Annotated in this window: 25 protein-coding genes; 15 read left to right on the top strand and 10 right to left on the bottom strand. The window is 71.1% G+C overall.

Annotated elements, in window-relative coordinates; genetic code table 11:
* Window positions 1-86: 86 nt before the first annotated feature.
* Window positions 87-896, top strand: coding sequence for an SDR family NAD(P)-dependent oxidoreductase (locus LQK93_RS05675; protein WP_374970578.1), 810 nt, complete (start codon window positions 87-89; stop codon window positions 894-896).
* Here LQK93_RS05675 and LQK93_RS05680 read toward each other — a convergent pair.
* Both LQK93_RS05680 and LQK93_RS05685 read right to left on the bottom strand, forming a co-directional pair.
* Window positions 893-1,459 carry a GNAT family N-acetyltransferase gene (locus tag LQK93_RS05680; RefSeq protein WP_374970579.1) on the bottom strand — a complete coding sequence of 189 codons (567 nt, stop codon included), beginning with the start codon at window positions 1,457-1,459 and terminating at the stop codon, window positions 893-895. The two genes, LQK93_RS05675 and LQK93_RS05680, sit on opposite strands and share 4 nt — an antisense overlap.
* Window positions 1,456-2,751 carry an MFS transporter gene (locus tag LQK93_RS05685; protein WP_374970580.1) on the bottom strand — a complete coding sequence of 432 codons (1,296 nt, stop codon included), beginning with the start codon at window positions 2,749-2,751 and terminating at the stop codon, window positions 1,456-1,458. The genes LQK93_RS05680 and LQK93_RS05685 overlap by 4 nt, the downstream gene beginning before the upstream one ends.
* A 62-nt stretch (window positions 2,752-2,813) precedes the next feature.
* Here LQK93_RS05685 and LQK93_RS05690 point away from each other — a divergent pair, with 62 nt between their 5' ends.
* Entirely contained in the window at window positions 2,814-3,455 is a 642-nt protein-coding gene (locus LQK93_RS05690) for an ArsR/SmtB family transcription factor (protein WP_374970581.1), read from the top strand.
* Window positions 3,456-3,529: 74 nt separating this feature from the next.
* On the opposite strand, the gene LQK93_RS05695 is transcribed toward LQK93_RS05690, so the two are convergent.
* Together LQK93_RS05695 and LQK93_RS05700 are read right to left on the bottom strand one after the other, a co-directional pair.
* Complete coding sequence (locus LQK93_RS05695; protein WP_374970582.1) at window positions 3,530-5,650, bottom strand: alpha/beta hydrolase; 2,121 nt, start codon at window positions 5,648-5,650, stop codon at window positions 3,530-3,532.
* Window positions 5,650-5,958 (bottom strand): hypothetical protein, encoded by a 309-nt coding sequence (locus LQK93_RS05700; RefSeq protein ID WP_374970583.1) that lies wholly within the window; start codon window positions 5,956-5,958, stop codon window positions 5,650-5,652. Before LQK93_RS05700 ends, LQK93_RS05695 begins: the two co-directional genes overlap by 1 nt.
* Window positions 5,959-6,213: 255 nt before the next feature.
* Here LQK93_RS05700 and LQK93_RS05705 point away from each other — a divergent pair, with 255 nt between their 5' ends.
* Together LQK93_RS05705 and LQK93_RS05710 are read left to right on the top strand one after the other, a co-directional pair.
* Complete coding sequence (locus LQK93_RS05705) at window positions 6,214-7,830, top strand: alpha/beta hydrolase (protein WP_374970584.1); 1,617 nt, start codon at window positions 6,214-6,216, stop codon at window positions 7,828-7,830.
* 217 nt (window positions 7,831-8,047) lie between these two features.
* Window positions 8,048-9,121, top strand: a complete 1,074-nt coding sequence (locus LQK93_RS05710; protein ID WP_374970585.1) for a hypothetical protein — start codon at window positions 8,048-8,050, stop codon at window positions 9,119-9,121.
* A 503-nt stretch (window positions 9,122-9,624) separates the two neighbouring features.
* Here the strand turns inward: LQK93_RS05710 and LQK93_RS05715 are convergent.
* Window positions 9,625-10,812, bottom strand: coding sequence for an IS110 family transposase (locus tag LQK93_RS05715; protein ID WP_374970586.1), 1,188 nt, complete (start codon window positions 10,810-10,812; stop codon window positions 9,625-9,627).
* Window positions 10,813-11,370: 558 nt separating this feature from the next.
* On the opposite strand from LQK93_RS05715, the gene LQK93_RS05720 reads away from it, so the two are divergent.
* The 9 genes from LQK93_RS05720 (at window position 11,371) to LQK93_RS05760 (ending at window position 19,005) form a co-directional block, all read left to right on the top strand.
* Window positions 11,371-12,051, top strand: a complete 681-nt coding sequence (locus LQK93_RS05720; RefSeq protein ID WP_374970587.1) for an alpha/beta fold hydrolase — start codon at window positions 11,371-11,373, stop codon at window positions 12,049-12,051.
* 382 nt (window positions 12,052-12,433) lie between these two features.
* On the top strand, window positions 12,434-13,057 hold the full coding sequence (locus LQK93_RS05725; protein WP_374970588.1) for a muconolactone Delta-isomerase family protein: 624 nt from the start codon (window positions 12,434-12,436) through the stop codon (window positions 13,055-13,057).
* A gap of 719 nt (window positions 13,058-13,776) precedes the next feature.
* Window positions 13,777-14,670: a hypothetical protein gene (locus LQK93_RS05730; protein WP_374970589.1), complete on the top strand. Its 894-nt coding sequence runs from the start codon at window positions 13,777-13,779 to the stop codon at window positions 14,668-14,670.
* A complete protein-coding gene (locus LQK93_RS05735) occupies window positions 14,670-15,446 on the top strand; it encodes a hypothetical protein (protein WP_374970590.1) in 777 nt (258 codons plus the stop codon). Before LQK93_RS05730 ends, LQK93_RS05735 begins: the two co-directional genes overlap by 1 nt.
* A gap of 136 nt (window positions 15,447-15,582) precedes the next feature.
* Window positions 15,583-15,834, top strand: coding sequence for a hypothetical protein (locus LQK93_RS05740; RefSeq protein WP_374970591.1), 252 nt, complete (start codon window positions 15,583-15,585; stop codon window positions 15,832-15,834).
* Entirely contained in the window at window positions 15,821-15,997 is a 177-nt protein-coding gene (locus LQK93_RS05745) for a hypothetical protein (protein ID WP_374970592.1), read from the top strand. The genes LQK93_RS05740 and LQK93_RS05745 overlap by 14 nt, the downstream gene beginning before the upstream one ends.
* A 196-nt stretch (window positions 15,998-16,193) precedes the next feature.
* Window positions 16,194-16,958, top strand: coding sequence for an ABC transporter ATP-binding protein (locus LQK93_RS05750; protein WP_374970593.1), 765 nt, complete (start codon window positions 16,194-16,196; stop codon window positions 16,956-16,958).
* Window positions 16,955-18,346, top strand: coding sequence for a hypothetical protein (locus LQK93_RS05755; RefSeq protein ID WP_374970594.1), 1,392 nt, complete (start codon window positions 16,955-16,957; stop codon window positions 18,344-18,346). The genes LQK93_RS05750 and LQK93_RS05755 overlap by 4 nt, the downstream gene beginning before the upstream one ends.
* An 80-nt stretch (window positions 18,347-18,426) precedes the next feature.
* On the top strand, window positions 18,427-19,005 hold the full coding sequence (locus LQK93_RS05760) for a hypothetical protein (protein WP_374970595.1): 579 nt from the start codon (window positions 18,427-18,429) through the stop codon (window positions 19,003-19,005).
* Window positions 19,006-19,235: 230 nt separating this feature from the next.
* Here the strand turns inward: LQK93_RS05760 and LQK93_RS05765 are convergent, their stop codons facing one another.
* The 5 genes from LQK93_RS05765 to LQK93_RS05785 all read right to left on the bottom strand — a co-directional run bounded on the left by LQK93_RS05765 (window position 19,236) and on the right by LQK93_RS05785 (window position 22,635).
* On the bottom strand, window positions 19,236-20,057 hold the full coding sequence (locus LQK93_RS05765; protein WP_374970596.1) for a class I SAM-dependent methyltransferase: 822 nt from the start codon (window positions 20,055-20,057) through the stop codon (window positions 19,236-19,238).
* A complete protein-coding gene (locus LQK93_RS05770) occupies window positions 20,054-20,737 on the bottom strand; it encodes a hypothetical protein (protein WP_374970597.1) in 684 nt (227 codons plus the stop codon). Before LQK93_RS05770 ends, LQK93_RS05765 begins: the two co-directional genes overlap by 4 nt.
* On the bottom strand, window positions 20,734-20,943 hold the full coding sequence (locus tag LQK93_RS05775; RefSeq protein ID WP_374970598.1) for a TetR family transcriptional regulator: 210 nt from the start codon (window positions 20,941-20,943) through the stop codon (window positions 20,734-20,736). The genes LQK93_RS05770 and LQK93_RS05775 overlap by 4 nt, the downstream gene beginning before the upstream one ends.
* A complete protein-coding gene (locus LQK93_RS05780; RefSeq protein ID WP_374970599.1) occupies window positions 20,936-21,766 on the bottom strand; it encodes an alpha/beta fold hydrolase in 831 nt (276 codons plus the stop codon). Before LQK93_RS05780 ends, LQK93_RS05775 begins: the two co-directional genes overlap by 8 nt.
* A gap of 107 nt (window positions 21,767-21,873) precedes the next feature.
* Complete coding sequence (locus tag LQK93_RS05785; protein WP_374970600.1) at window positions 21,874-22,635, bottom strand: TetR/AcrR family transcriptional regulator C-terminal domain-containing protein; 762 nt, start codon at window positions 22,633-22,635, stop codon at window positions 21,874-21,876.
* 198 nt (window positions 22,636-22,833) lie between these two features.
* Here LQK93_RS05785 and LQK93_RS05790 point away from each other — a divergent pair, with 198 nt between their 5' ends.
* Complete coding sequence (locus LQK93_RS05790; protein WP_374970601.1) at window positions 22,834-23,598, top strand: ABC transporter ATP-binding protein; 765 nt, start codon at window positions 22,834-22,836, stop codon at window positions 23,596-23,598.
* Window positions 23,599-23,602: 4 nt separating this feature from the next.
* A complete protein-coding gene (locus tag LQK93_RS05795) occupies window positions 23,603-26,134 on the top strand; it encodes an ABC transporter permease (protein ID WP_374970602.1) in 2,532 nt (843 codons plus the stop codon).
* Window positions 26,135-26,290: the final 156 nt, after the last annotated feature.

Raw genomic sequence — 26,290 nt, forward strand, 5'->3', positions numbered from 1 at the left:
TTGCCCGCCAGCCGCCGAGGGCAGGGGCTAGCCTCTGCTCACTCACTCCCCGACCGCCCCTGCGGCGTGACCGAACGGAGAGCCTCATGGCCTACCCCATCGACCTCAGCGGGCGGGTGGCGCTCGTCACCGGCGGGACCAGCGGCATCGGGCTCGCGACCGCGGCCAAACTCGCCACCGCGGGCGCGCGCGTCGTCATCTGCGGGCGCAACGCCGAACGAGGTCGTGCCGCAGTGGCGGACATCGGAGCCGATGGCCTCGTCAGCTACCTGCAGGCTGACGTGTCTGACGACGAGCAGGTCCGGAGCCTGGTCGATGCCGTGGTGCGGCAGCACGGCCGCCTCGACATCGCCGTCAACAACGCCGGCAACGCCGAGACGCTCGACCCCTCGGCGAGGAGCAGCGTCGAGGTGACGCCGTCGCACTTCGACGCCACCATCCGCACCCTTATGACGAGCGCGTGGCTCTGCATGCGCCACGAGATCCCGGCCATGATCGCCGGCGACCCCGCCGGGCCGGGAGCCGCGCGGGGTGCCGTCGTCAACGTCTCGTCGATGGACGCCGCCCTCCTCGCGGCCGGAACGGGCAGCTACTCCGCCGCGAAGCTGGGCCTCGAGGCGCTGACCATCAGCACGGCGAAGGAGTTCGCCGCGCAAGGCATGCGGATCAACGCCGTCCGTCCCGGTGCCATCCTGACGCCGATGCTCGAGCGCAATCTCCGTGGCGAGAGCCTCCAGGACAGGGCGGAGCGGGTGGCGGCATACGAGGCGTTGATCTCGATGCGGCGGCTCGGAGAGCCCTGTGAGGTCGCATCGGTCATCACCTGGCTCTGCTCGGACGAGGCGTCCTACGTGACCGGGCAGGTCCTCAACGTCGACGGCGCGATCTCGCTCTAGCGGCCACCCACGTGCGGGCGCGTGGCGAACACCTCGAGCGACCTGCCGTAGTAGGCGTCGGAGCGGCCGCGCGGATGCAGGCCGAGGCGACGGCACACGGCGAGTGAAGCGGCGTTGTCGGGGCTGACGACGGCGAGGACCTCCTCGAGCCCTGCAGCGAGCCCGCGGGCGATGGCCGCCCGCGCCGCCTCGGTGGCGTAGCCGTGGCCCCAGTGGTCGGGGTGCAGGTGCCAGCCGACCTCGACCTCACCGCCGACGGCGCCGGGAATGGGGACCAGCAGGACGGTGCCCACCGGGGTCGACGAGTCGGTGAGAACGATGGACCAGATGCCGTAGGTGTCGTCGGGATGGCTGCGCTCGGCCCAGCCCCGGGCGAGCTGTCTCGCCTCGTCGAGGCTCTCGAGGGCGCGCGGCGTGGCCCCGAGCCATCGGGCGACCTCCCAACGGCCGTAGACGTCCAGGAGGGTCGGAGCATCCTCGACCGTCCACGCTCGCACGGTCAGTCGCTCGGTGGTGAAGACGGGCTGGGAGGCAGAGATCGGTTCGGCCGGCGAGAGGGTCACGCTGCGTTCTCGTTTCCGTGGGAGGAGGTCTGCGGTGCCGCGTCGCGGCGTCGCAGGGGGGACAGGAAGGTCCACACCATCGTGGTGGTGGCACCTGCAGCGGCGATCCACAGGGCTTCGTGCAGCCCGAGGGTGGTGCCGAGAACCCCACCGGCCAGCGCGCCGAGGGGCTTGACGCCCTGGGTGAGAAAGGCACTGCACGAGCTCACCCGGCCGAGCAGCTCTGGCACCACGACCTGGAGCGTCAGCCCTGCCGCCGTGACGTCGAAGACCATCACCGCGAAGCCACCCACCAGCTCGCCGGCGCCGATGACACCGAGCTCGAGCCAGCGGGGGCCGCCCGCCAGGGGCAGGGCGAAGAGCGCGAAGGAGAAGACGACGGTGGCGGCGACGATGGCCCGTCCCTCGCCGATCGCGGCGGCGATCCGGGGCGCCGCGAGGGCTCCGGCGAGCGCACCCGCGCCGCCCGTCATCACGATCGCACCGACCATGCCGGCCGAGAGGTCCAGCACGCGGGTGGCGTAGGCGACGAAGAGCGCCATCGTCAGCATCCCGAAGAGGTTGAGGTTGGCGGCTGAGCCGGCGATGGCGCGCAGCGACGGGTTGCGCAGAACGGCCGAGAGACCCTCCCCCAGCTCGCGACGCAGGGACCGGTCCGCCGAGGCGGGCTCCGTGCGGCGCTCGGGCCTGCGAAGTGATCGGATGCACGTCGCGGACACCAGGAAGGACCCCGCGTCGAGGAGGATCGCCACGGGCGCCGACACGGCCTGGACGAGCAGGCCGCCGAGCCCGGGGCCGGCCAGCATCGCCGCGGAGTCGGAGGCGCGCAGGTGTCCACTCGCTCTCGTGAGGTCCTCGCGCTCGACCACCTGGGGCAGGTGGGACTGGCATGCCGGCCGGAAGAGCACGCGAGCGCACCCGACCGCCAGCTCGACCACCACGAGCTGGGTGATGGAGAGTGCGCCCCACCACCAGGCCAGCGGGATGCTGATCAGCGCTGCCGCCGAGGCGAGGTCGGTCGTGACGAGGAGCGGGCGGCGGCGGGGCAGGCGGTCGACCCAGACGCCGGCAAGCAGCCCGATGGCGAGGTTGGGCACCGTCGCGGCCGCCGTGAGGACGCCCATCTGCAGCGCAGAGGCGCCGAGCAGGACCGCGGCCGTGACGGGCAGGGCGAGGACCGTGACCTCGCTCCCAAGGGCCGAGACCGAGTAGCCGAGCCACAGCCTGCGGAAGTCGCGCTCCCGACCGAGGCCGGCTGCCTTCCGCATCTGTGCGAGGGACGTCGATGCCATGGATGTGAAGGTAATGCTTCACATCTGAGTTGTAAAGCACTTCTTTCGAATATGATCGACGCATGCCCGCACCCGTCCCCGACGTCCCCTCCGAGAACCGGTCGGCCGTCATCTCCGACCCGCGCGCCCTGCGGGCCCTCGCCCACGCCGGCCGCGCGAAGATCCTCGAGCGGCTCACCGTCTACGGACCCGCCACCGCGACCGAGTGCGCCCAAGAGGTCGGCATGTCGCCGAGCGCCTGCAGCTACCACCTGCGGCTGCTCCAGCGCTACGGGTTCGTCGCGGAGGCGCACGACGAGGAACGCACCGACGGCAGGGAGCGGCTGTGGCGGGCGGTGGTGACCTCGTGGCGCTCCAAGGTGTCCGACGACACCGATCCGCAGACGATGCAGAGCATCGACATGGCGCTCGCTCGGGTGCAGCTGGCCTCCTCCGACGAACACGTGCTGGCGTGGGTGGACCAGTCGGCGCAGGAGGGGAACGAGTGGCACGAGGCCTCACTGATCTCCAACAGCACCCTTGCGGCAGATGCCGAGGAACTGAAGGAGCTTCACGACCGCATCCAGGAGCTGCTGCGGCCCTACCGCCTCGGGGACCGCAGACCGCAGGACCTCCCGGCCGGGACGCGCCTGGTCCACGCCGCGGTCCGCCTCGTCCCCACGACGGGGCCTGCGCCGCGCTCCACGCCCGAACAGAGCCGCTGACGACGACGTCTCCCCCGACCGACGTCGAAGCGGCCTCGTCAGTGTCGGAATCAGTGTCGGAATCAGTGCCGCAATCAGTGCAGGAATGGACTGACGGGAAGAGCGCCGACGCCGGAGCCCTCTTGCCTCGCCGGCGGCAGGCCGGCCAGCACCCGGTGGATGTTGAGCCAGCCCTCCGCACCCGGATCCAGCACACCGCTGTGGGCCTCCCACGGCTCGAGCAGGTGTCCGTCGGCGGCGTGGTCGCCGGCCAGGCGCTCCACGCGGTCCAGGGCGACCGGGTCGGCGCCGTGCCCGAGGGCCTGCAGCTGCTCGAGCGGCCAACTCTGGACCAGCCGCGACAGCTGGCTCGGCACGCCCTGCATCGGCTCGACCCGCAGGCCCTGGGTCAGCTGGATGGGGTCGTTGGCGGCCGTGATCGTGTAACGCCGCACGTCGCACCGGCCGGGGCTCAGGTCACCGATGCCGGCGACGGCGTGACCGGCGCCCGCGGACTCGACGTGGATGAGGTTGTCGGCGTCGAGGCCGTACTGCTCGCTCGTGCCGACCACGGCCCCGCCGTAGGAGTGCCCGATCACCGTGACGGCCGGGCCCACCCGGCGTCCGTCCGCGCGAGGCACCTGGTTGCGGGCCGCGGGTGACTGGTCGATCTCCTGGCGCAGGTCGTGGCTGAATGACGCGAGCCGGGGCGCGAGCCGGTCGGCGTAGTCGTGGAAGGGAGCGTCGGTGACGATGCCGTCGGGCAGGTCGCCACCCATCCACGTCACCATCGCCACCCGACCGCCCGAAGCATCCACCCAGGACCGGGACCGCCGGGCGTTGGTTTCGTGGCCGCCCAGCTCGGCGGTCGTTCCGGGCACGAACACCCCGACCCCGACCGTCGCCACGGTCAGCGCCCCCTGCAGCTCGACGACCGAGCCGTCGTCGGCGTTGTCGAACCACAGGATCTGCCGGGACGGATCGGCCGCCAAGGTGCGCAGCTGCGCCAGGTGCGCCCGGTCGCGCTCGAGCTGGTCCCAGCGGTAGACCGGCCCGGGCCCATGGACCTCGCCGACCGCATCCCACGCATCGCGGCCCAGGGCGGCGTTGCGACGCTCCTGCTCCGACACCGCGGCCACGATGCGGACGTGGTTCGCGGTGGCGCGGACCCCGAAGGGCGCACCGGAGAGGTTGCCGACCACGCCGGGCCACAGCAACGCCGCCACCTGCTGTTCAGAGGGACTCAGGGCGTCGAACCCCCCGCGGACCGCGAGGCGGCGCGGCCACCCCGGGTCCCCTGCGGCGGCCAGGGTGGGCGCCGACGTGGGACCCAGGGTGGCCAGGAACGTCTCGAACGAGACCAACGGCATGGGTCCCGTAGCCCCAGGGCCGGAGCCGGCCAGGACGAAGGGTCCCTGGAGACCGCCGGTGTCGGCGCCGGCCTGGGGGCGGCGCGCGACCAGCTGGGCCGCCACGCGCGGGTTGGCCTGAACGTAGGCAGCGAACGACGCCGCGTCCCACCCTGCGGCCTCGGACGGCAGGATCCCGGCGTCCACGAGCAGGCCCACCTCCGGCGCCAGCACACCCTGCGACCGCGTGCCGCCGGACAGCAGCGCCAGCTCGGCCCGGAACCGCGACACGCCGCCCGGCCCGGCGCCTGCCCCGTGCACCTCGGCAGCGCCCTGCATGACCAACCCATCCAGGCCGCGTCCCACGAGGTCGACCTGCTCCTCGGCATGCCGGCGCAACCGGGCGTATGCGGCCTCCACCGACGCGGTGTCCGGGTGACCGGTGCGTGCCTGCGCCAAGTGCAGCTGCCGACGCACCTCCAGGATCCGCGCCTGAGAGTGGGGGTCTGCGAGGTCGGCCCGTGCCGCGGCCCGGACCTGCTCTTCCGCGTGCGAGAGCACCTGCCACACCTCGTCGAGCTGTGCCACCTGCCGACGCCACCGTGTCAACGGCTCGACCAGCCCGGCCAGGAGCGTCGCCGCTCGGGCGTAGACGTGCGCCGCCTCCCGGGCGTCGTCGCTGCACCGGCGCGCATCCCGGACCGCGAGCACCGACGCACCGCCCTCCGGCCACGCCGTCGCGACCGCGCGGACCTGGGTCTCCACCTCCCGGCCGACCTCGCCCATCCGTTGGGCGAGTCGGCGCCACAGCTGCGCCTGTGCCTCGACGACGCGCGGGTCGTCCCCGATGGCCTCGAACCGCCCCATCAGCGCCCTTCCGCAGCGCTGGTCGACAAGGCACGGGACAGCAGCTGCGCACTCACGCGTTCGAGGCGCTGCCGTGCCCACGAGGCCTGCTGCAGGGCGGAGGCCAGCAGACCAAGCTCGGTGCGCACTGCTGAGAGCCCGTCACCCCACACCGCGTCGAACCGCGACACCTCAGAGCCCACCGACAGCTGGCCACCAGCCGCCAGGCCGACCGCTGTCGTGGGCGGTCGAGGCACCCGTTCGCCGCAGTCACGCAGCCGCGCCCCGGCAGCGGCCACTGCGGGGGCATCCACCACCTCGCGGCTCATGGCCACCACGCCCGGCCGACGCTCTCTGCACCACGTCCCCTGTCCATGAGCCGACGCTAGACACGCGGCGGGCGCAGCCCCGGCCGTTGTCCACAGCCGGATCGGAAGGCACGGCCCTCATTTGTCGCGACATGGCGGACTGGCACCACGAACTGTCTCGCGCTGGCTGCCCGAACCCGCTCCGCCCCGCTCGCGACGGTGCCACATTGAAATGTGGCGCCTTCGACGCCGCAGGTCGCTCATAGGGGAACCAGCATGAAACGACTCATCACCGTCATCGCCGCCGCCGCTCTGGCCGTCGGTGCCGCCGTCGTGTCCGTGCCCGCGCAGGCCGTCTCCGGCGCTGCCACCACCACCGCCGACGGCTCGGCCAAGCCCTACGTCCCGCCACCGATCCACTGGGGGGCGTGCTCCGACCCGACGCTCGTGCGCTACGGCGCGCAGTGCGGCATGGTCACGGTGCCCTTGGACTACGAGCACCCGCACGGCGCGCTGATCCACCTGGCAGTCTCCCGGCTGCGGCACACGACCCCGCAGTCGGCATACCAAGGCGTGATGCTCGTCAACCCCGGCGGGCCCGGGGGCTCGGGCCTGGTCCTCTCGGTGCTCCAGGGGTTCGTACCGCACAACGCCGGCAAGGCGTACGACTGGATCGGCTTCGACCCGCGCGGGGTCGGTTCGAGCGTGCCGGCGCTGTCCTGCAACGGCAGCTACACCAGCTACGACCGGCCGTACTACGTGCCGGTGACGCACGGGCTGGAGAACGCGTGGCTGACCCGGACGAGGGACTACGCGAAGGCGTGCACCAGGGCCGGTGGGTCGCTGCTCGACCACATGAAGACCACGGACAACGTCGCGGACATGGAGAGCATCCGGATCGCTCTGGGACAGAAGAGGATCAACTTCTACGGCTTCTCCTACGGCACCTACCTCGGCCAGGTCTACGCGACGATGCACCCTGACCGGGTGCGGCGCTTCGTCCTCGACAGCAACGTCGACCCACGTCGCGTGTGGTACCAGGCCAACCTCGACCAGGACTACGCCTTCGACCGGAACATGGGCATCTACTTCGACTGGGTCGCCAAGCACGACGCCGTCTACGGTCTCGGCAACGACGGCCAGGCCGTGGAACGCACCTACTACCGCATCCTCAGCTACCTGCGCGCGCACCCGCAGGCCGGCGGGACCATCGGACCGGACGAGTGGAACGACGTGTTCGTGAACGCCGGCTACTACGTCTACGGTTGGACCGACATCGCCACCGCCTTCTCCGCAGCCGTGAAGCGCGGCGACTACCGCGGCATCAAGGCACTCTGGGACAGCGCCAACCCCCAGGGGCCGGGAGCCGACAACGGGTATGCGGTGTACCTCGCGACAGGGTGCACCGACGCGCCATGGCCGCACAGCTGGGCGGTCTGGGAGCGCGACAACTGGCGGGTCTACGACAAGGCGCCGTTCCTGACGTGGAACAACGCCTGGTTCAACGCGCCGTGCCGCACCTGGACGGGCGAGACGGCCGACGAGCCCGTCACCGTGTCCGGACGGGAGGTACCACCCATCCTGCTGATCGACGAGACCTACGACGCCGCCACGCCGTATGCGGGCAGCCTCGAGGTGCGGTCGCGCTTCCCTCGGTCGGTGCTCGTCGAGGGCGTGGGCGGGACGACGCACGCGGGCTCGCTCTCGGGCGTGGCCTGCACCGACAACACGGTCGCGGCCTACCTCGCCACGGGCTCGCTGCCCGAGCGACGACCGGGTCGCCGCTCGGACCGGCAGTGCGACCCGGTGCCCCAGCCCAACCCATCAGCGGCGGCGGCAGCCTCCGCGCGTTCCAGCACGTCCTCGATGCGCGTGGCCCCGAGCGTCCGGTGAGCCTCCGACGTGGTGCCGGCGTCCGCCCGGACAGGGCTGATGCCGGCACCCGGGCCCGTCGACGTAGTTCGACAGGGCGTACATCGTGGTCCGTCCCGCGGTCGAGGAGACGCTGACCGTCGTGACCCTGGCCCTTGCCTCTCGGCCCGCAGTGATCCGACACTCGCACCATGACCCAAGAAGGCCGAGACCATCGGCGTAGCCTGACCGCTTACTCATGAGCATGGATGAGGTGGCGATCGGGCTCATCTCGGCTCCGGGTTCGACCACCGACATTGCATCGTTCCTCGCCGACGACCTGTACGCGGAGATAAGTCTGCACCTGCCCACCGTCCAGTGGCGCGTGCCAACGGTGGTCGACGCACTCGTGCATCCACCTTCGGACGACGCCGCCCTCGTCGCTGCGGCTCGGGACCGGCTCTTGAAGGAAGGCTGGGATCTGGTCGTCTGCCTGACCGATCTGCCGCTGAAGGCTCACCGGCGCCCGGTGGTGGCCTATGCGAGCCCACTGCACGGCGTGGCCGTCGTCTGCATCCCGGCGCTCGGCGCCATCGGACTGCGTAGGCGCACCCGTGACACGGTCGTCGGGCTCGTGCGTACCTTGCTCGGCGACACGGAGGACGAGGCCCTCTCGGGCCGCGCTGTCGGTCTCGGACGCCGCGCCAAGGAGCTCGGAAGGGGCCATCAGCCGGAGAGGGACGGCAGCGTGATGTTCACCGCGAGAGTCCTCAGCGGGAACGTGCGACTACTCATCGGAATGATTCGGGCCAACCAACCGTGGAGACTTGCGATCAGACTCTCGAGAGCGCTGACCGCCGCTCTGGCAACGGGGGTGTTCGCCCTCATCACCCCCGACATCTGGCGGTTGAGCGCCACGCTCGACTGGGTCCGACTGTGGGCGATCGCGGTGGGGTCTGTCGCGGGGATCACGATCGCACTGATCGCCGGGGCTGGGCTGTGGGAACGCCCGTCGGATTCGGTCGATCGGAAGCAGGTGACCCTCTTCAACCTGGCCACCACCGCAACGGTCGTTCTGGGTGTGTTCTTCCTGTACGCCGCGCTTCTCGTGCTCGCACTGCTGACCTCGCCGGTTCTGGTGCCTGCACAGCTGCTCCAGCAAGGCATCGGGCATGCCGTGGGAGTCAACGACTACATGAAGCTGGCGTGGCTCACCAGCTCTCTCGCGACACTGGGCGGAGCTCTCGGGGCAGGTCTGGAGAGCGACGAGGGGGTTCGGGCCGCCGCTTACACGTACCGGCAGGACTCACGTCAGACCGAGCCGAAGGGGTGAGCAGCGCACCTCGACGTTGTCCGACCGAGCCGGCAAGCCTCGCGGGCGGCGGACGGCCATGACACCCTTCCTGAGGAAGAGGCCTCACCAGAGGCCCACGTCCATTACTCCCGAGCTGTGGAGGGCGGGTCGCCCCCCCCCGACCGACGTGCGCGATCGCGCACCGGCGACCCAGCAGCATTGCCAGCGCGCCAGCAAGGACCCCGCCCTCCCCAGGCGCCGAGGCCACGCGCCCAGCACGGTTGTTGTTCCGAACAAACATCATTTTGCGGAGGCGCATTCGAGCTCCCCACCCCGGACCTGTGGGACGACGAACTTTAGTCCGGGCCTGCCGTCTTTGTGAGCCAAGTGACGCAATCCGACCGAGTTCTGGAAAGCAGTCAGGCCGCAATCGGAACGCGCAGCCATTCGACGCAGGGCGCGAGGAGCTCTTGGCTCTGGCGCTCGGGCCGGCCCGATGCACGGCATGTAAAGCATTCTTCCTGTCATGGCTCCCTTCTGTGTCAAGACGCGGTCGGCAGGGGCGTTCTACGCTGGGTGGCGACGGGTCCGGGAAGTGGCTTGTCCGAAGAGCCGGTGTGGGGTTGTGAGCCGGTCGCGCTGGAGTCAGAGCCGTTGCCCCGGTGCCCTCCCGGGCCCGTCACTGTGGTGATCCGGCCGGCTACGTAGTCGCCGAGCATCGTCCGGAACACCAGGTCGGACAGCCGCCGTTTGAGGCAGCGCATCGCCTCCATCGAGCTCTTCCCGGCGGCCTTCTTCCGGTCGAAGTAGGCGCGGCCCTCCGTCGGGGTGCGCAGCTGCACGGTGGCCATGATTTGCAGCACCCGGTTGATCTGCCGGTTCCCGCCCCGGGACAGCCGGTGGCGGATGTGGTCCCCGGAGGACGCGTCGATCGGGGCGGTCCCGGTCCAGGACGCGAAGTGGTTGCGGTCCGGGAACCGGGACAGGTCCCCCACCTCGACCAACAACCGCGCCGCACCGGACGGTCCGATGCCGTGCAGCCCGAGCAGCGAGGTCCCTGTCTCGGCGACGAGCTCCTTCAGCTCCTTGTCCGCGGCCTTCTTCCGGGCATAGATCCGCTCCAAGTCCGCGACCAGCTCCGCGGCGACGCGTTTGCGGGTCTTGCCGACCGCGTCCCGCGGCCGAACCCCAGCCAGGAGGGTCTTCGCTTGGGCTGCGGAGAGGTGCTTCTTCGCGCCACCGGGCAGCAGTTCCAACAGGATTCGGTGCAGCTGGCTGACCTTGCGGGTGTGCTCCTCCCCGATTGAGCGGCGCCGGTCCACCAGCAGCTGCAGCACCTCGAGCTGCGCATCCGTGACGACCGGGCGCAGCCCCGCCATCCTCGTTCCGACCAGCGCGACCGAGTGCGCGTCGGTCGCATCGGTCTTACGGCCCTGCCCGGTCGCGAACACCCTTGCTCGCGCCGACAGCTTGGCCGGCACGTCGACCACGTCCTGCCCGTCCGCGATCAGCCGATGCGCGATGTGCCGCCCGATCCCCTCACAGCCCTCGATCGCCCACACCCGGTCCGGCCAGGCGGCCACGTGCTCGAGCATCGCTTGGTAGCCCTCGACGGTCGTGTCGAACCGGCCACCATCGAGGACCGTCTCGTCGGCGGTCATCACCTCGATCGTGACGCTGCGTTTGTGCGGGTCCATGCCGATCACGACCCGCGAAACGTCTTCGTTCACCGTGTCCTCCGTTGCCTCGAACCTGTCGATGGTTGGGCGTGGAGGGCACCGCTACTTCGAGCACAGCAATCCCTTCTTGAGCCTCTCCTGCCCGGCGGTGCCCGGGCGGCGCAACCCATGAGAGAGCCACACGACCAAGCGTGGGCAGCCGCTATTTCGAGCGACGAGCCCGGGCACCTGAACCGAGCCTGCGCAGGCACCGGTCCTGCGTCAATGAAACAAGTATCCGCTTTCCGCGCGGTCCTGCCGAGATCCGGACGTCGAAGAACTATCACTACATGACGTCAGCAAGGATGCAGCTCGCGCGACGGCCAGGCGCCTGTCACGGTTGCCGCACTGCATTCTTGTGCGACCGGTTCGCGCTTGGTCAGCGGGCAGAGGAGTTGCCAGCTTCGAGGTGATGCCAGGCTCACGCCGTCGGCCCTCGCGGGACATCATCCGCTCCGGGTGATGCGTCCGCGGGGCGGTGATGAGGTAGTTGTGCGGGTGGCCCGCCTCTTGATCGGGCTGATTGTCGAGATGTGGGCGTTTGGTACAAGTCCGTTTGGAGGGTTTCGTATGGCTAGCAAAGCAAGCATCGTGTTCGCGCATGGTCTGTGGGCCGATGGCTCGTGTTTCCGAAAGGTGATGGGCCCGCTTCAGAACGAGGGCTATGAATGCCTGGCGTCCCAGCACGCCCTGGACAGCCTTGCTAACGATGTCGCCAATGTCAGGCGCAATGTCGCGCGCGCGTCCGGCCCCGTCCTGCTTGTCGGCCACTCGTACGGCGGGACGCTCATCACGCACGCCGGCGTCGACGAGCGCGTCCGCGGGCTCGTCTACATCGCCGCGCTCGGCCCGGACGAGACTGAGACGTCGCAGAGCCAGCTAGACAAGTACCCCGGCACGCCGGTTCTCCAGCACGTCGAGGTTGCCGAAGACCGGCTCTGGCTGAAGAAGACCGGCGTGCCGTTCTTTGCCGGGGATCTGACCGAGGAGGAGCAGCAGATCGTGTGGGCGACCGCAATGCCTCCAGTCCCGGATCTCTTCATGCAGAAGGTCGACGGCATCGCCTGGAGGACGAAGCCGAGCTGGGCGATCATCAGCAAGAACGACCAGACGGTGCCGCCTCAGCTCGAGCGTGACTCAGCGAAACGCATGGGAGCCAAGGCCTTCGAACTCGACTCCAGCCACGTCGCGATGCTGTCGGAGCCGAAGAACGTACTCGATATCGTCCGGCAGGCTGCCGACTCGATCTAGGACGTGTGCATCGCTCGATGCGTCTGCCCCCGGGCTCGGTGGCTGGGACACGCGACTGCCTGCCGGGGCCAGAACGACGATCCCTGCGTCCGTTCGCGACAGGCGTCCGGTCAAGGCCGACAATCGCTGCCCGGCAGGGACAGAACCACGCGGCGAGGGCAGCGTGCCCTGTCCGGACTACCGCCCACCCGCCGACTTCCTCGCCCTCCCACTGGCGAAGGCGCCCCAGACGCCGCCAGCAACGCCCCTCGCGCACGCCGCGCGCCTGCCCCCAGGGAAAGGGCACTGGTGATGGGTGGCCGGGGACCCACGGGGATGCCACCGGCGCCGCTCGTGGCCCACCGTTGAGGTCGCACCCCTCGAACACCTACCGGAGGTTGACATGGGACAGACCGAATACCTCGTCACGATGACCACCCACGTGCCGGACGGCGTCGGCGACGCAGAAGTCGCCGAGGTCCGAAGCAGAGAGGCCGCCAACACTGCCCGGCTCGCCGAGCAGGGCAATGTGCTGCGGCTGTGGCGGCCGCCGCTGGCTCCCGGCGAGTGGCGCACCCTCGGCCTCTTCGCGGCGACGCACGAGACGGACCTGGAACGCATCCTGTCCTCGATGCCGCTGCGCAAGTGGCGCACCGACGAGGTGACGCCCCTCGACCTGCACCCGAACGACCCGGGAGCCGGTGTCCAGCCGCGCGATCCTGAATCGAACGAGTTCCTCACGACGTTCACGGTCCACGTGCCCCCGAACGCATCCGACATCGACGCGGTGACTACCGGCGAGGCGAGGCGCGCCAGCCAGCTCGCGGACCAAGGCAAGCTGCGGCGGTTGTGGCGCCTGCCCGAGCCGGGTCGTGCCCTCGGCCTGTGGCAGGCGGCCGACACCGAGGAGCTCGCCGCCCTCCTCGACTCACTGCCGATGACAGCTGCCGGTTGGCTGGCCATCGACACCGTGGCGCTGACCCCGCATCCCAGCGACCCCGCCACCGCTCCCGCCGCGGCTCGCTAGGCCGGCTGCCTCACACCCCGGCCAGGCGCGAAGCAGACAGCGCGTCCGCCAGCTCCCTGCGTGATCGGATCCCCGAGATGGGTGTCGCGGGCCAGGTCGCGCAACCGTGGTGCGTCTCGGCCACGTCAGAGGTCGAAAGAGATCCGTGCGCGAAGACGCTGGGCTCTGGCGCGGCTCAGCTCGTCGGCAGCCAGTCGCCGGCCAAGTCCAGGAGCGCTTCGGCGACGGGGAGGTCCCCTGCCTGGAACTTCGCGCCCGCGGCCGCGAGCGCGCGCTGGGCCTGCTGGGCGGGCCAACACCGGAGTCGACGCGCTCTCCCGTCAAGGGGCTGCCGACCAGTGGGCCGGACCGAGGGCCCTGACGGCGACCTCTTCAGTGAGTGGCCTGGGCGGCCCGGCACGGTAGTTCCGAGCTGAGCAGCGCTGTCCGGAAGCGGCACCATCATCGCCGGCGCAGATGCGATGCAGACCGGGTTGGCGTAGACGCACTCACCTGCCGCGAGCGGCGGTGCCGATGACAGCGCGGCCGGAGCGGTTCAGATCGCCCGCCAAGGGTGATCACGAGGGCCCGGGCGGCGGTTGACTCTGGGACTGGCGGTGGCGTCGGAGCTCCCATGCGGACATGGCGAGTCAGAGCGTGCTGACCAACGACACCGCCTTGCAGAGTGCCTCTGAGGGACGAAGTAGGTCGCTCGAACGACGGGGGGCAGGAGGGCTCTCGTGGACGACAAGAACAGCCCAAGCGGCCCGGCGCTCGAGATGACGAGCTGTCCCGAGTTCGGCGCCATGGCGATGTCCGGAGCGGCTGCGTCGCCGAACCAGCCCAGGCCGTCGTCGGGGGATCGGGCGCTGCTCAGGCTGGCGGCCGTCCTGCTCATCAGCGGATTCCTGATTTTCTTCGTCGTGTCGCTGTTCCATGCAGGCACCGCCGATCCCAACAGCCATCGCGCCGTCTTCGCGCAGTACGCGGCCAGCTCCTCGTGGATCGCGGTCCACCTTGGGATCTTTGCGGGGTTCGCCGCGATGGTCCTCGGGGTCTACCTCTTGTTCTCGCTCTTTCGAGACGGCCGGCCGGCGATCGAGCTGTCCGCCCAAGTGGGGCTGGTGTGCACCGGCGTTGCGCTCGGTCTGACTGCTGCTCGGTACGCCGTCGACGGGGTCGTGCTCAAGCGCGCCGTCGATGCCTGGGTGGCCACTCCAGCCCCGCTCAAGCCGGGTCGTTTCGCGGCGGCGGAAGCAGTGCGTGCGCTGGAGGAGGCCCTGAGCAGCTACCAGGGCATCGTGCTCGGTGTCGCGATGGTGCTTCTGGCCGTGCTGATCATTGTCACGCGACGGATCACACGGCCGGTCGGCTATCTGCTGGGAGTCGCGGGCATCGCCTCTGTTGCTTCCGGCTGGATCCTCGGGACTGACGGCTTCGCGATGCAGGGTTCCGTTCCGACGCAGTTCGGGCAGGCCTGCATTTTCGCGGCGGGCATCTGGCTGCTGGCGAGAACTTGGCGGACACCGTCGGCGACCCCGCAACCGCTCCCCGAGCAGCGTGCCGACGTCGAACCGGCCGAGCCAGACCGCCGCGTCAGGCGTGGGCACCGCCGGGGAGGAGCACTCACGTGATGAGACCTAGGACTGTTCGGTTCGCGGCGGCCACAACCGCCATCGGCGTCGCTCTTGTGACTGTGGTGGTAACCGTCCTGCATCCTGGCGGCGGCGACACCACAGCCGCAACCTTCGCCAGCTTCGCCGCCAGCAATGACTGGACCGTCGTCCATCTGTTGCAATTCTTCGGGATGGCACTCTTGCTCGGCGGGCTCCTCGCGCTCTTTCGCGTCCTCGCCGGGAACCGCGAGCGGCTGCACTGGCTCGGGTTCTTCGGCGCAGTCGCAGCGGCGGTCGCACTCGTGCTGTCCGCGGTGGTCTTCGCGACGGACGGTGTTGCTAACAAGTTCGCGGTGGACACCTGGGTTAGCGCCGCTCCCGCCGCCAAGCCGAGTCGGTTCGCGGCAGCTGAGGCGCTCAGATGGCTGGAGATCGGCACCACCAGCTACCAGGAGCTGATGCTCGGGATCTCCCTCGCGCTCCTCGGCATCCTGATCGTCGTGACTCGGCGTCTCGCCCGAACCATTGGCTACGTGCTGGGCCTGTCCGGGCTGGCCTTCGTGGTGGCTGGTTGGATGATCGGCCTCGACGGCTTCACCCCCACCGATTCCATGCCGACCCAACTGGCCTACATCGCGCTGCTGGTGGCGATGATCTGGCTGGTGGCGACCGCGTCGCGGATTCGGCAAACCGAGAGCACGCGGGTGCGCGGCAGCGAACCAGGTGAGCCGACGGCAGTGCCCACGCAGCGGACGGCTGCGCAGGATGCGGCCGAAAAGCAGGGCCTGGCCTAGTCCGACGCCGTCGCCGCGAGCAGCGCGAACGACACCAGCCAGTGGGGGGGTCGAAGTGAAGTCGCGGCGACGACCTCCTGCTCGATTGCGGCGACCTGCTGCGCGGTCGCGTTTGATGGAGCCTCGCGACAAGGGCGTGGATCTGGTGGTGACGGGTGACTGGTCCCGGGCCGCTCGAGAAGCGTTGGAGAGCGTACGTGCCGACGGGCTGGTGCTGAACTATGCGCGCGGTTTCCGTGAGCAGCCGATTGACTTCATCGAGGGCTTGCCGATTCGGAAGCTGGACCTGCTGGCGAGGTCGGTCACCGACTTGTCGCCGGTGTATTCGCTGGCGCCGACGCTCGAGGAGCTGCGCGTGCAGTCCGATCCGCGCGGTGATCGAGCTTGAGGCTCTTCCGCGTGTTCGGACGTTGGCTGCGTCCTGGCCGCAGATCCGCTCCTCGATCGTGTTCGCACCGCAGATCGAGGACCTGGCCGTTCCGTCCTACGCCGAGCCGGACCTTGGGCCGCTGTCCTGTTTGACGTCGCTGACATCACTGGTGATGAAGTAGCGACCGAAGCTGCGGTCTTTGCGCCGGGGGCCGCGTGTCGTCGCCCAGATCCGGTGTGAGAGTGCAGCCGCCTCGGGCTGCGGTACCGTTCACGCGCCGCCTGCAGGGGGCGGTGGCTCACAGGGGAGCACGGATGCTGGATGTCAAGGAACCGGATGCGGCCGCGCCGTCCGTGGTGGGACTGCATGGTGTGACCGTGAGGTACGGGCGCGCGACGGCCCTCGAGGAGGTGTCGGTCTCGTTCGGCCCGGGCGTCACCGGGCTGCTGGGCCACAACGGGGCCGGGAAGTCGACGCTGATGGGCGTGCTGACGGGAATGGTCCGCCCGAGCGGGGGCGAAGTGCGCCTGTCCGGGGTGCCGGTCGACAGCCGTGGCCCCCGGACCCAGCTGCGGCAGTCGCTCGGTGTGCTTCCGCAGCGCTTCGAGGCCTTTCCCGCGTTCCGGGTCCGTGAGTTCCTGGAGTACGCCGCGTGGCTGCGGCGGCTGCCGACGGCCGAGACACCGACCGCGGTCGAGCAGGCCCTGTCCCTGGTCGGCCTCACCGCGCTGGCCGACCGCCGTATCAAGGACCTATCCGGCGGGATGCTGCAACGGGTCGGGATCGCCTGCGCGGTGGTGCACCGGCCGCGCGTCCTGGTTCTGGACGAGCCCTCGAACGGGCTCGATATCGAGCAGCGCGCCGCGTTCCGCGACATCGTCCGGTCCTTGGATCCCGGCACCACCACGATCATCAGCTCCCACCTGGCCGAGGACATCGCTGCCGTGTGCCAGCGCGTCGTCGTCCTGCAGCAGGGCCGCGTCGTCGCCGAGGACACCCTGGCCGGGCTCATCACCCGGACACGGCCCTCAGCCGGACCCGCGGGAAACCACAGTGGCCCCGGCGCTGACGGCCTGCTCGCCGTCGACGGTCCGGGGCTCGAGCAGGCCTACCTGCGGGTGCTGGCCGCGAACGGCCGATGAGCGCCTCGACCCGCACCCCGGCGGCACCTCCCGCGCAGCTGGCGGCGCGCCGGCCAGGGCACTGGCTGCTGCCCGAGCTGCGCACCACCCCGGCGCGGTGGCCGGCCCTGGCACTCGCGCTGGCGGGCGTTGCCTACGCGCTGACGGGCTCACCGTACTGGGTGGGCCAGTGGAACGACACGACCCTCTTCGCGCACCTCTACGGGTCGATCGTCATCGGCATCATCAGCGGCATCGTCGCGGCCCTCATGGTGGGCCGGTCGCAGTCACGGGGCGTGGCCGTGCTCGAGCAGACGGGCCTGCGCTCCGGGCCGGCGGTGCTGGCTCGGGCTGTCCTGCCGGTGTGGGTGCTGGCCGCAGCGGCGTGCCTGCTCGTTCTCGCGGCCGCCACGGTCCGCACGTTCTTGGCGTCCGGCAGTGGTGGCTCGCCGTCGTGGGGCGTCGTCGTCCTGACTCTTGCGCTGCTGGCGCTTCAGGTTGGGGTCGGTGCTCTTCTCGGGGCGTGGCTACCCCGGTGGGCCGCGGTCGTCGGGACCGGTGTGCTGCTCTACGGGGCGCTCATCCCGGTGTACCTGCCCGACGCTGAACGCACCTGGGGACGGCTCTACCCGGTGATCCAGCAACGCTGGGACGACGACGTCGTCCAACACGGGGCACGGATGCTCAGCGCCGCGGTCTGGCTGCTCGCGGCCGCCGGCCTGCTCGTGATGGTGGCCGGGTCGCGACACCCCTCGACCCGACCTCGGGTCGGGATCGTCGCTGCCGCAGCGCTGCTCGCGTCGGCGGCCGCCGCGGGCGTGCTCGTGCCGCAGGTCGCCCGCGGCCAGCAGTGGATGTCCACCGCCGCGGCCATGCGCCCGCTGCAGTGCGCCGAGCACGACTCCGCGCGCGTCTGCGGCTACTCCGCCACCCGCGAGAACCTGGCAACCATCGCGGCCGCCTTCGCTGACGTGCGCCGGAGCGGGGCCGGGCTCGACTTCCTCCCGGCCGAGCTCGTCGAGGCGGGCGCACCGGTGGCTCCCGGGGAACCCGGCGCGCCCGCCGCCATCTGGGACACCTCCCGCGACCGGACCGCCGAATGGAGCCCCGACCCCACGGGACTGATCAACCGGTCCCGCGCGGTCGAGCTCGTCGCGCAAGCCGTCGTCCCTACCCTTGATGAGGACTGCGCCCGCAGCGAGCTGGCCGCCTGGACCGATCTCGACGCCAGCCGAGACATCGCCGCGACCCTCACCGACCGGATCACCGGCACCGTGTCGAGGCCCGAGGACACCCCAGCCCACGACCTGCTGGTCCACCTCCCGCCAGACAAGCAGGACGCGTGGATGAACCAGGCCGTCGCCGCGGCGGCCGCGTGCCGACCCCTTCCACCGGTCCTCGCACCATGAGCCGCGCCGCACCGCCCGTCCCGCCCCCCGCACAGACTCGGACTCGGTTGCGCCTGTCGTGGCTGCGTGGCCAGTGGCTGATGGCCCGAGGCCTCGGTCTGCCCTCAGCGCTCGTCGCCTCCGCGCTCGTTGTCGCCGCCTTCGCGGCGCCCTCGTCTCTGACGCTGCCCGTCGGCGTGCTGACCAGCGTCAGCCCAGCCATCATGCCGCTCTACCTGGTTCAACCCGTCCCCCTCGCGATGCTCCTGGGACGCAGCTGCCTCAGCCCCGCCGCGACCCTCGAGGCCACCGCGATCCGCCGCGTCCGCCACACCCACGCCGCCCTCCTCGGTGGCGCCATGGTGCTCACCCTCGCCATGCTCGCGCTCAACCCCGCCCTGACCGGTGACAGCCGCACCCTCGTCACCGCGTCCTACCTCGGCTCCGTCGGGCTCCTCTTCGCCGGAGTCGCGCTACTCGGACGCGTCGGCGTCCTCCTGCCGGCGGCCTACCTGTGCCTGCTCACCGTCCTGGGCACAGCGGACGACGGGCAACCCGCCGCGTGGGCCTGGACGATGCAGCCCGCGCCGACCGCCCTCGCCACCGGCGTCACCCTCCTCGCCGCCGGTGCCCTCGCCCTCGCAGCCCGCTGGCGTCGAGCGCCGCGCGGCGAGGCCTGAGCGACCCACCCTGGACACCGCTCGCCACGCAGGTGAACGCGGGTCCGCGCGAACGTCCGGAAATGCCGAGTTGAGGGCGGCTACGCTCGCCCGATCATGCCGCGGTCCGCGCGCTCCTGCCGGGACCGGTGGCACGTGGGAGCAGCTCCGGGCCACGGCACACCACGGGGCGACCCGTCCCCGCGACGATCTCTGGCGCCACCGAGGCTCGGTCGCCGTACGGTCCGCGGTCAGGAGGCGGGCTTGCGTGCCGTGACGACGCGAACTGGCGGCCACATCAGTGCGGTGAGACCGCTGCGGGACACCTGGGTGAGTCCTGCGCCGTGGGCGTCGGCGACGTACTCGGCGGTCTTGGCGAAGTCGATGATCGCCAGCTGGCCGCCTGGCCGCAGCATCCGGGCGGCATTCTCGATCACCGCGCGCCTCTTCGCCCGGTCGTGGATGTTGTGCACCGACAGGCTGGCCAGCACCAGGTCGGCACACGCGTCGGGGAGCTGTGGAGCGCTCATGTCCCCGGTCACGACGTGGACCCGGTCGGCCACCCCCAGCGCGGCGGCGTTGGCCAGCAGCTGGCCGGGGCGGGAGCCGGCTTGGTCGATCGAACGCCACAGGTCGATGCCGGTCGCCGAGCCCTGAGGAGCGCGTTGAGCGGCCCCCAGCAGCATCAGTCCCCGGCCGGTGCCCAGGTCGACGATGTCTTCGTCGCCATGCCAGGTGAGCGCGTCCAGCACCCGGTCGCGCAGCAGACGCTTGCCGCGCAGCGAACTGTGGAGCAGCAGGGCGGCGGTGCCCCAGCCGACGGCGCAGAAGCCGAACCCCGCACCGAGCAGTGGTGCCGATCCGACGGCGGTGAGGATGAGGAAGACGATGCCGAGCAGTCCGAGGCCGGCGTAGCCGGCCACCACCGGCGGCGCGTCCAGCCCGTAGCTGGGCCGGCCACGGCGCCCGGCGCTGCGGACGGCGCCGGCGGGTTGCGGAGCTGCCAACCGTCGCGGGGACGTCGTCGGCATGGTGTCCGGCTCGTCGGGCACGTGGTCGGGTCGCGCGCTCACTGGTGCAGCCGCCACGCCGTCGCGCCGACCCAGACCAGCAGCGCTGGCAGCGACACGGTGAGGACTGCGGTCAGTACCGGGCTCGGCAGGGGGAAGGCCAGTCCGCCGAACGCGAGCAGCGGCACCAGCGCCCAGCCCAACAGTGTCAGCCAGCGGGGCAGACGCCCCGTGCGGTCGACCACGCGGGTCGTGGCGGCGACGAGCGCGGCCAGGAGCCCCAGCTTTGCGATGTCGGCGACGTTGACCGCCTGCAGCCACGCCGTGGTCGTGTCCGCGGGCGTGTGCGTGACGTCGTGTGCGGCGGCCAGGCCGAGTCCGACCTGCAGCAGCGAGATCCCGGCCGCGGCCAGGCCGGTTCCGGTGACCCACCGGCCAGTCCGGACGGGGCGTACCGCGGCGGCGATCCCAACGGTCAGCCCGGCCAGTGCCAGCCCGGCGACGCCGTGGACCAGCAGGGCCTGCAGCACGAACCCGCCGGCGTGGGCGGTGAAGAACGCGTGCACGGCACCGGCGTCGACGGTGCCGGGCGTGGCCGGCGCGACCAGCAGTCCGACCAGCCAGGCCAGCACGTAGACCACGCCCAGCACCGGCAGTGCGCGCTGCGCCCGCGGCCGCTGGCGCGGGGTCGGCCGGACCTTGCGGGTCCTGGTGGGTGTCGCGGGGCCGGCGGGGGTGGTCATCGTGGGGTCCTCTCCAGGTTGGTCACCGCGGCGGGCGGTCGACGACGGGGTTCGTCCAGGGAGTCGATGTGCTTGTACAGGCTGGACAGCCGCACTCTCAGCCGGGCGGCCAGTGCGGCCAGCGTCAGCCGCTCCCACCCGGCCTCGTCGGCCAGCTCGGCCGCCGCGGCCACCACGCTGCTGCTGGAGAGCCCGGCCCTAGGCACGTGAGGTCACCCGGCCGGTGAACGCCACGATCGCCGGGTTCACCAGCTCTGACTCCTCGACGTGCGGGTAGTGCCCGGCACCGGGCACCAGCAGCAGCTCGCCGTCCAGGCGCTCGGCGATCCAGCGGCCCTCTCCGGCGGCGTCGGCGAAGTCGGGGTCCCGGTCGCCCATCACCACCAACACCGGCGCAGTGACCTCACCCAGTCGGGCCTCGACCGGCGCGTGGCTAGTCCGCGTCGTCCGACTGAACGCCCGGGCGTGGCCGGGGCGGCGCATGCTGGCCACGATGGCCTCGGTGTGCTCGGCGAAGTCGGCCGGGCGCCGGCCCGGGTAGAGCTTGGGCAGGTAGGACGCCCACACCCGCGGCGCCCACGGCCCGGCCATCGCCGCGCGGAAGGCCAGCGCGAGCAGCGGGTTCATCGGCGGGTTGCGCACGAACGCACCCACCAGTACCAGGCCTGTGACCAGCTCGGGCCGCTCGGCCGCGGCCCATGCCGCGGCGCCGGCGCCCATCGAGTTGCCGACCACCACCGCCGGGCCGCCGAGGTGCTCGATCAACGCGAGGATGTCGCCGCCAGCCGCGACGTCGTCGTAGCTGCTGAATGTCGCGTCGCTGTCACCGTGCCCACGCAGGTCCATCGTGACCACCCGATAGCCGCCCGCGGCCAGCGCCGGCACGGTGCTGCGGTACACGCCGCGCAGCTCGCCCATGCCGGGCACGCAGATCACCAGGGGGCCGGTGCCGACCGTGTCGTAGGCGATCCGGCCTTCCGGGCGCTCCATCCACTGGGCTTCGGACGAGGCGGCGGGACTTCCGTTCATGGTTGTTCCTCCATCAGGGTCTGTGTGATTAGCTCCCACGTGCTGTCAACGGCTTCCAGGCGCGGCGGGTTGTACCGCCGGCGAACGCCCCTGGCCCGGGCTGGCGATCAGGAACGGCTCCGGCGCGCGGTGCCGGCGTCCTGCTCGACGGGCTCGCGCTGCGCGGTGCGCAGCGCGAGCCCGTCGAGCAGGACGTCCAGCCCGTAGGCGAACCGCTCGTCGAGGACGGGTGCCCAGATGTGGCGGCCGAGTTGGCGCAGGCCGGGGAACTCGTCCGGGTCGACCTGGGCGAACCGGGCGTGGATCTCGTCCAGGGCAGCCTGGTCGTAGGCGCGGTCGTGATTGCGGGTGTCGGCGGCGAAGGTGGCCTCGAAGCCGATCACGTAGTGGACGAGGGTGTACCAGGCGTGGCCGGCCTCCGCGCCGCTGAAGCCCGCCCGCAGCAGGGCCCGCGCGAACGCGTCGGTCAGCCGGTTGGAGTTCGGGCCCAGCGGGTCGCGGCCCTTCAGCAGGGCGGCGATGCCAGGATGAGCGCGGAGCACGTCCCGAAGGCGGTGTGCCAGCGTCTCCAGTTCCTGGCGCCACGTCAGGTCGGCGTCGAGGCGGGTGTCGAACTCACCGAGCGCGCGGTCCAGGACCAGGTCGATGAGAGCGTCCATGCTCGCCACGTGCTTGTAGAGGGCCGACGGTGCGACGTCCAGACGGGCGGCCAGCGCGCGCGCGTTGAGCGCTCCCGCCCCTAGTTCGTCCACGATGTCCAGGGCCGTGCGTGCGAGCAGGTCAGGGTCCAGGCCGCGTGCCTGGCCGGAGCGGCGTGCCCCTCGATCGGCGTCGGCCTGGCCTCTTGACACTGCCTGGTTGCCGGGCATCGTGACCTCCTTGACGTGGTGAACTAAGTTCACCTAGCCTACCACGGGCAGGTGAACGCCGTTCACCTGCCGAGGAGGCGGTGGAACGCCACCTCGCCGAGCCCAGGGCCTGTACGGGCGCGCCCTCGACGGCGTCACCGTCGCCTTCGACCGGGGCCGGTGCTCCCGCACGCAACCCCTCACCAGGAAGGACATCGCATGACCGACACCGCCCAGGTAGCCCTTGAGACCCGTGAGGTGCTTGCCGCAGCTGGCGTGCGTCACGCCGTCAAGTCGTACGGCACGGACGACGCCATCGTGCACGCGTTGGACGACGTCACCGTCGAGTTCGCCGCAGGACGCTTCACCGCCATCATGGGCCCGTCCGGTTCGGGCAAGTCGACGCTGATGCACTGCGTGGCTGGCCTCGACACCCTCACCTCGGGCAGTGCCTTCGTCGGCGAGACCGACCTGGCGACGCTCACCGACAAGGAGCGCACGATCCTGCGCCGGGACCGCCTTGGGTTCATCTTCCAGGCGTTCAACCTGCTGCCGACCCTGACCGCGCAGGAGAACATCACCCTGCCTGCCGATCTCGCCGGCCGACGTCTCGACCAGGCCTGGGTGGACACGGTCGTCTCGACCCTCAATCTCGGGGACCGGCTGCACCACCGGCCCTCGCAGCTCTCCGGCGGACAGCAGCAGCGCGTCGCAGTGGCGCGCGCGCTGGTCTCGCGTCCCGAGGTCGTCTTCGGCGACGAGCCCACCGGCGCGCTGGACTCCCGAAGCAGCACCGAGCTGCTCCGCTTCCTGCGCACCGCGGTGGACGACTTGGGCCAGAGCGTCGTCATGGTCACCCACGACCCGGTCGCGGCCTCGTATGCCGACCGCGTGGTGTTCCTCGCCGATGGCCGGATCGTCGACGAGCTCGCGGACCCGACCCGTGACGGCGTGCTCGAGATGATGAAGCGGCTGGGGGACTGAGGCCGTGGTCAAGCACGCACTGCGGTCCCTGATCGCCCACAAGGTCCGCTTCCTTCTCACCGTCGCAGCGGTGACCATCGGCGTCGCGTTCGTGGCCGGCACCTTCGTACTCTCCGACACCATGGGCAAGGCGTTCGACCAGCTCTACGCCGGCCTCACCAAGGGCGTCGACGTCACGGTCAAGGCCAAGGCCGCCTATACCGACCTGAGCACCCAAGGGCAAACCCGCCCGCTCGACGAGAGGCTCGTCCAGGACGTCGCCGCCGTGCCCGGGGTTTCCGCCGCGCAGGGCGGCGTCACCGGCTACGCGTTGGTCCTCGACAAGTTCGGTAAGCCGATCCAGCCCGGGGGTGCGCCGACACTGGGCTCGAGCATCGGCGCGGACCGACGCCTCGCCGGCGACTTCTCCTTCCGCGCGGGCCGCGCCCCGAGCGGCGACCGCGAGGTCGTCCTCGACGCTGGCACCGCGCGCAAGGCCGGCTACCACGTCGGCGACACCGCCCGTGTCGTCTTTCAGGACGGCACCCGGTCCTTCACCGTCGTCGGCACCGTCGGCTTCGGCCAGACCGACAGCCTCGCCGGCGCCACCCTCGCCGGCTTCGACCTGCCGACCGCCCAGCACCTGCTCGGGAAGGTCGGCAAGGTCGACGGCATCGACGTCCTCGGCGACGGCACCCTCACGCCGGAGCAGCTGCGCGCAGCCGTGGAAGCCCGACTGCCCGCCGAAGTGCAGGCCCAGACCGGTTCGGAGGCGGCCTCCGAAAGCTCCAAGGCCGTCCGCGACGGGCTCGGCATCTTCACCAAGGTGCTCCTAGTCTTCGCAGCCGTGTCGCTGCTGGTCGGGTCCTTCGTCATCTGGAACACCTTCAACGTCATCGTCGCGCAGCGCCGCCGGGAGACGGCGCTCATGCGAGCCGTCGGCGCGACCCGGGCCCAGGTGCTGACCGGCATCGTCCTCGAGGCCCTCATCGTCGGCATGGTGTCCTCGCTGCTCGGGCTGCTCGCAGGAGTCGGCCTCGCCGTCGGCATCCGGGCGCTCCTGTCCGCCATCGGCATCGACGTGCCGACCACCTCGGCAGCGGTCGAACCCCGCACGGTGCTCGTCGCGCTCATCGTCGGTGTCGTCGTGACCCTCGTCGCGGCCGTCGTGCCGGCGCTGGCCGCCACCCGGGTCGCCCCCGTCGAGGCCCTGCGCGAAGCCCAGGCCGTCGGCGGCGGCATCGGGCGCAGGAGAACCGTCATCGGAACGGTGTCGCTCGCCCTGGGCCTCGGCGGCCTGGCGTTCTGCATCGCCAGCGGCGGCCAGCCGCAGCTCACCGCGCTCAGCGCGCTCCTCGCCTTCGCGGGCCTGGTCATCGCCGGCCCGCTGCTGGCGCGTGGCGTGGCCACACTTGCCGACCGGGGGCGCCGCGGGAGCGGCTGGCGGCTCGCGGCCCGCAACGTCGGCCGTTCCCCGCAGCGGGCGGCAGCGACCGCGCTGGCCCTCACGATCGGCCTCACGGTCGTGACCGCCGTGACCGTCACCGCGGCGTCCACGAAGGCGTCCGTCGCGGACATCGTCAACGAGGGAAACCGCTCCGACCTCATCCTCAAGGCCGCGGGTCAGGGCGCCGGGTTCAGCCCCGCGGTGGCCGACGTGCTGCGCCAGCGCGACGACGTCAAGACCGTCGTGCAGATGCGGTGGACCGGAGCGAAGGTGCACGACGCCTCTGCGGCGGTGGCGGCCTTGGACACCGCGGGGATCGAGGACGTCGCCGAGCTCGGCCTCCAGCAAGGCGGCCTGTCGGACTTCCGCGACGGGACCATGCTCGTGAGCAGCAAGGAAGCCACGAAACTCGGAGTCACGTCCGGCGCCAAGATCACGGTGCAGTTCCCCGAGACGGGGACCCACACCTTCCGCGTCGCCGGCATCTTCGAGCACGACTCGCTCATCGGAACCGGGTACGTCATCCCCCTGACCGACTTCGCCCGCAACGTCACCTCCACGCTCGACGAGGCGGTGCTCGTACGCGACGCGCCTGGGGCGGACCCGGCGGCAGTCCAGGCAGGCATCGAGAAGGCGCTGGCCACTGACTACCCGAACGTCCAGGTCCAGAACGGCTCGCAGCTCACGGAAGAGTCGCAGAAGAGCATCGACCAGCTGCTCGGAATGGTTACCGCGCTGCTGCTGCTGGCCGTCATCGTGGCGATCCTCGGCATCGTCAACACCCTCGTGCTCTCGGTGGTCGAGCGCACCCGGGAGCTCGGCCTGATGCGCGCCGTGGGGGCCACCCGCCGACAGGTCCGAACGGTCGTACGCCGGGAGTCGATCCTCATGTCGCTGCTCGGTGCGGTAACCGGCATCGCACTCGGCACCGTCACCGGCGTCGCGTTGAGCCGGGCGATGGTCGAGAACGGGATCCGCACCATCAGCGTGCCCGTGCCCACCCTCGTGGTCTACATCGTCGTGGCTGCCGCGGTCGGGGCCCTCGCGGCCATCGGGCCGGCCCGCCGCGCGAGCCGCGTCGACGTGCTCAAGGCCGTGACCGTCGAGTAGCGCCTCCGGGTGCAAGGCAGGGCCTCCCGGAGCGTGCTACGGGAGGCCCTGCCACGCGCGGGCCCGAGGCAAGACCTGCCTCACCGTGGGGCGGGCGACCCAGGTCTCGACGGTCTTGCGTTCGTGTTTCGCGCGAGTCCAGATACGACAACTACG

The sequence above is a fragment of the Terrabacter sp. BE26 genome, assembly GCF_041941675.1.
Taxonomy (GTDB): Bacteria; Actinomycetota; Actinomycetes; order Actinomycetales; family Dermatophilaceae; genus Terrabacter.

Bases quoted from the DNA above. Each gene is read 5' to 3' on its own strand.
- LQK93_RS05790 (WP_374970601.1), top strand. From the start codon at position 22,834: ATGACCGACACCGCCCAGGTAGCCCTTGAGACCCGTGAGGTGCTTGCC.
- LQK93_RS05705 (WP_374970584.1), top strand. From the start codon at position 6,214: ATGAAACGACTCATCACCGTCATCGCCGCCGCCGCTCTGGCCGTCGGT.
- LQK93_RS05675 (WP_374970578.1), top strand. From the start codon at position 87: ATGGCCTACCCCATCGACCTCAGCGGGCGGGTGGCGCTCGTCACCGGC.
- LQK93_RS05770 (WP_374970597.1), bottom strand. From the start codon at position 20,737: ATGACCACCCCCGCCGGCCCCGCGACACCCACCAGGACCCGCAAGGTC.
- LQK93_RS05780 (WP_374970599.1), bottom strand. From the start codon at position 21,766: ATGAACGGAAGTCCCGCCGCCTCGTCCGAAGCCCAGTGGATGGAGCGC.
- LQK93_RS05785 (WP_374970600.1), bottom strand. From the start codon at position 22,635: ATGCCCGGCAACCAGGCAGTGTCAAGAGGCCAGGCCGACGCCGATCGA.
- LQK93_RS05685 (WP_374970580.1), bottom strand. From the start codon at position 2,751: ATGGCATCGACGTCCCTCGCACAGATGCGGAAGGCAGCCGGCCTCGGT.
- LQK93_RS05760 (WP_374970595.1), top strand. From the start codon at position 18,427: ATGGCCCGAGGCCTCGGTCTGCCCTCAGCGCTCGTCGCCTCCGCGCTC.
- LQK93_RS05700 (WP_374970583.1), bottom strand. From the start codon at position 5,958: ATGAGCCGCGAGGTGGTGGATGCCCCCGCAGTGGCCGCTGCCGGGGCG.
- LQK93_RS05710 (WP_374970585.1), top strand. From the start codon at position 8,048: ATGAGCATGGATGAGGTGGCGATCGGGCTCATCTCGGCTCCGGGTTCG.
- LQK93_RS05720 (WP_374970587.1), top strand. From the start codon at position 11,371: ATGGCTAGCAAAGCAAGCATCGTGTTCGCGCATGGTCTGTGGGCCGAT.
- LQK93_RS05690 (WP_374970581.1), top strand. From the start codon at position 2,814: ATGCCCGCACCCGTCCCCGACGTCCCCTCCGAGAACCGGTCGGCCGTC.
- LQK93_RS05725 (WP_374970588.1), top strand. From the start codon at position 12,434: ATGGGACAGACCGAATACCTCGTCACGATGACCACCCACGTGCCGGAC.
- LQK93_RS05735 (WP_374970590.1), top strand. From the start codon at position 14,670: ATGAGACCTAGGACTGTTCGGTTCGCGGCGGCCACAACCGCCATCGGC.
- LQK93_RS05695 (WP_374970582.1), bottom strand. From the start codon at position 5,650: ATGGGGCGGTTCGAGGCCATCGGGGACGACCCGCGCGTCGTCGAGGCA.
- LQK93_RS05755 (WP_374970594.1), top strand. From the start codon at position 16,955: ATGAGCGCCTCGACCCGCACCCCGGCGGCACCTCCCGCGCAGCTGGCG.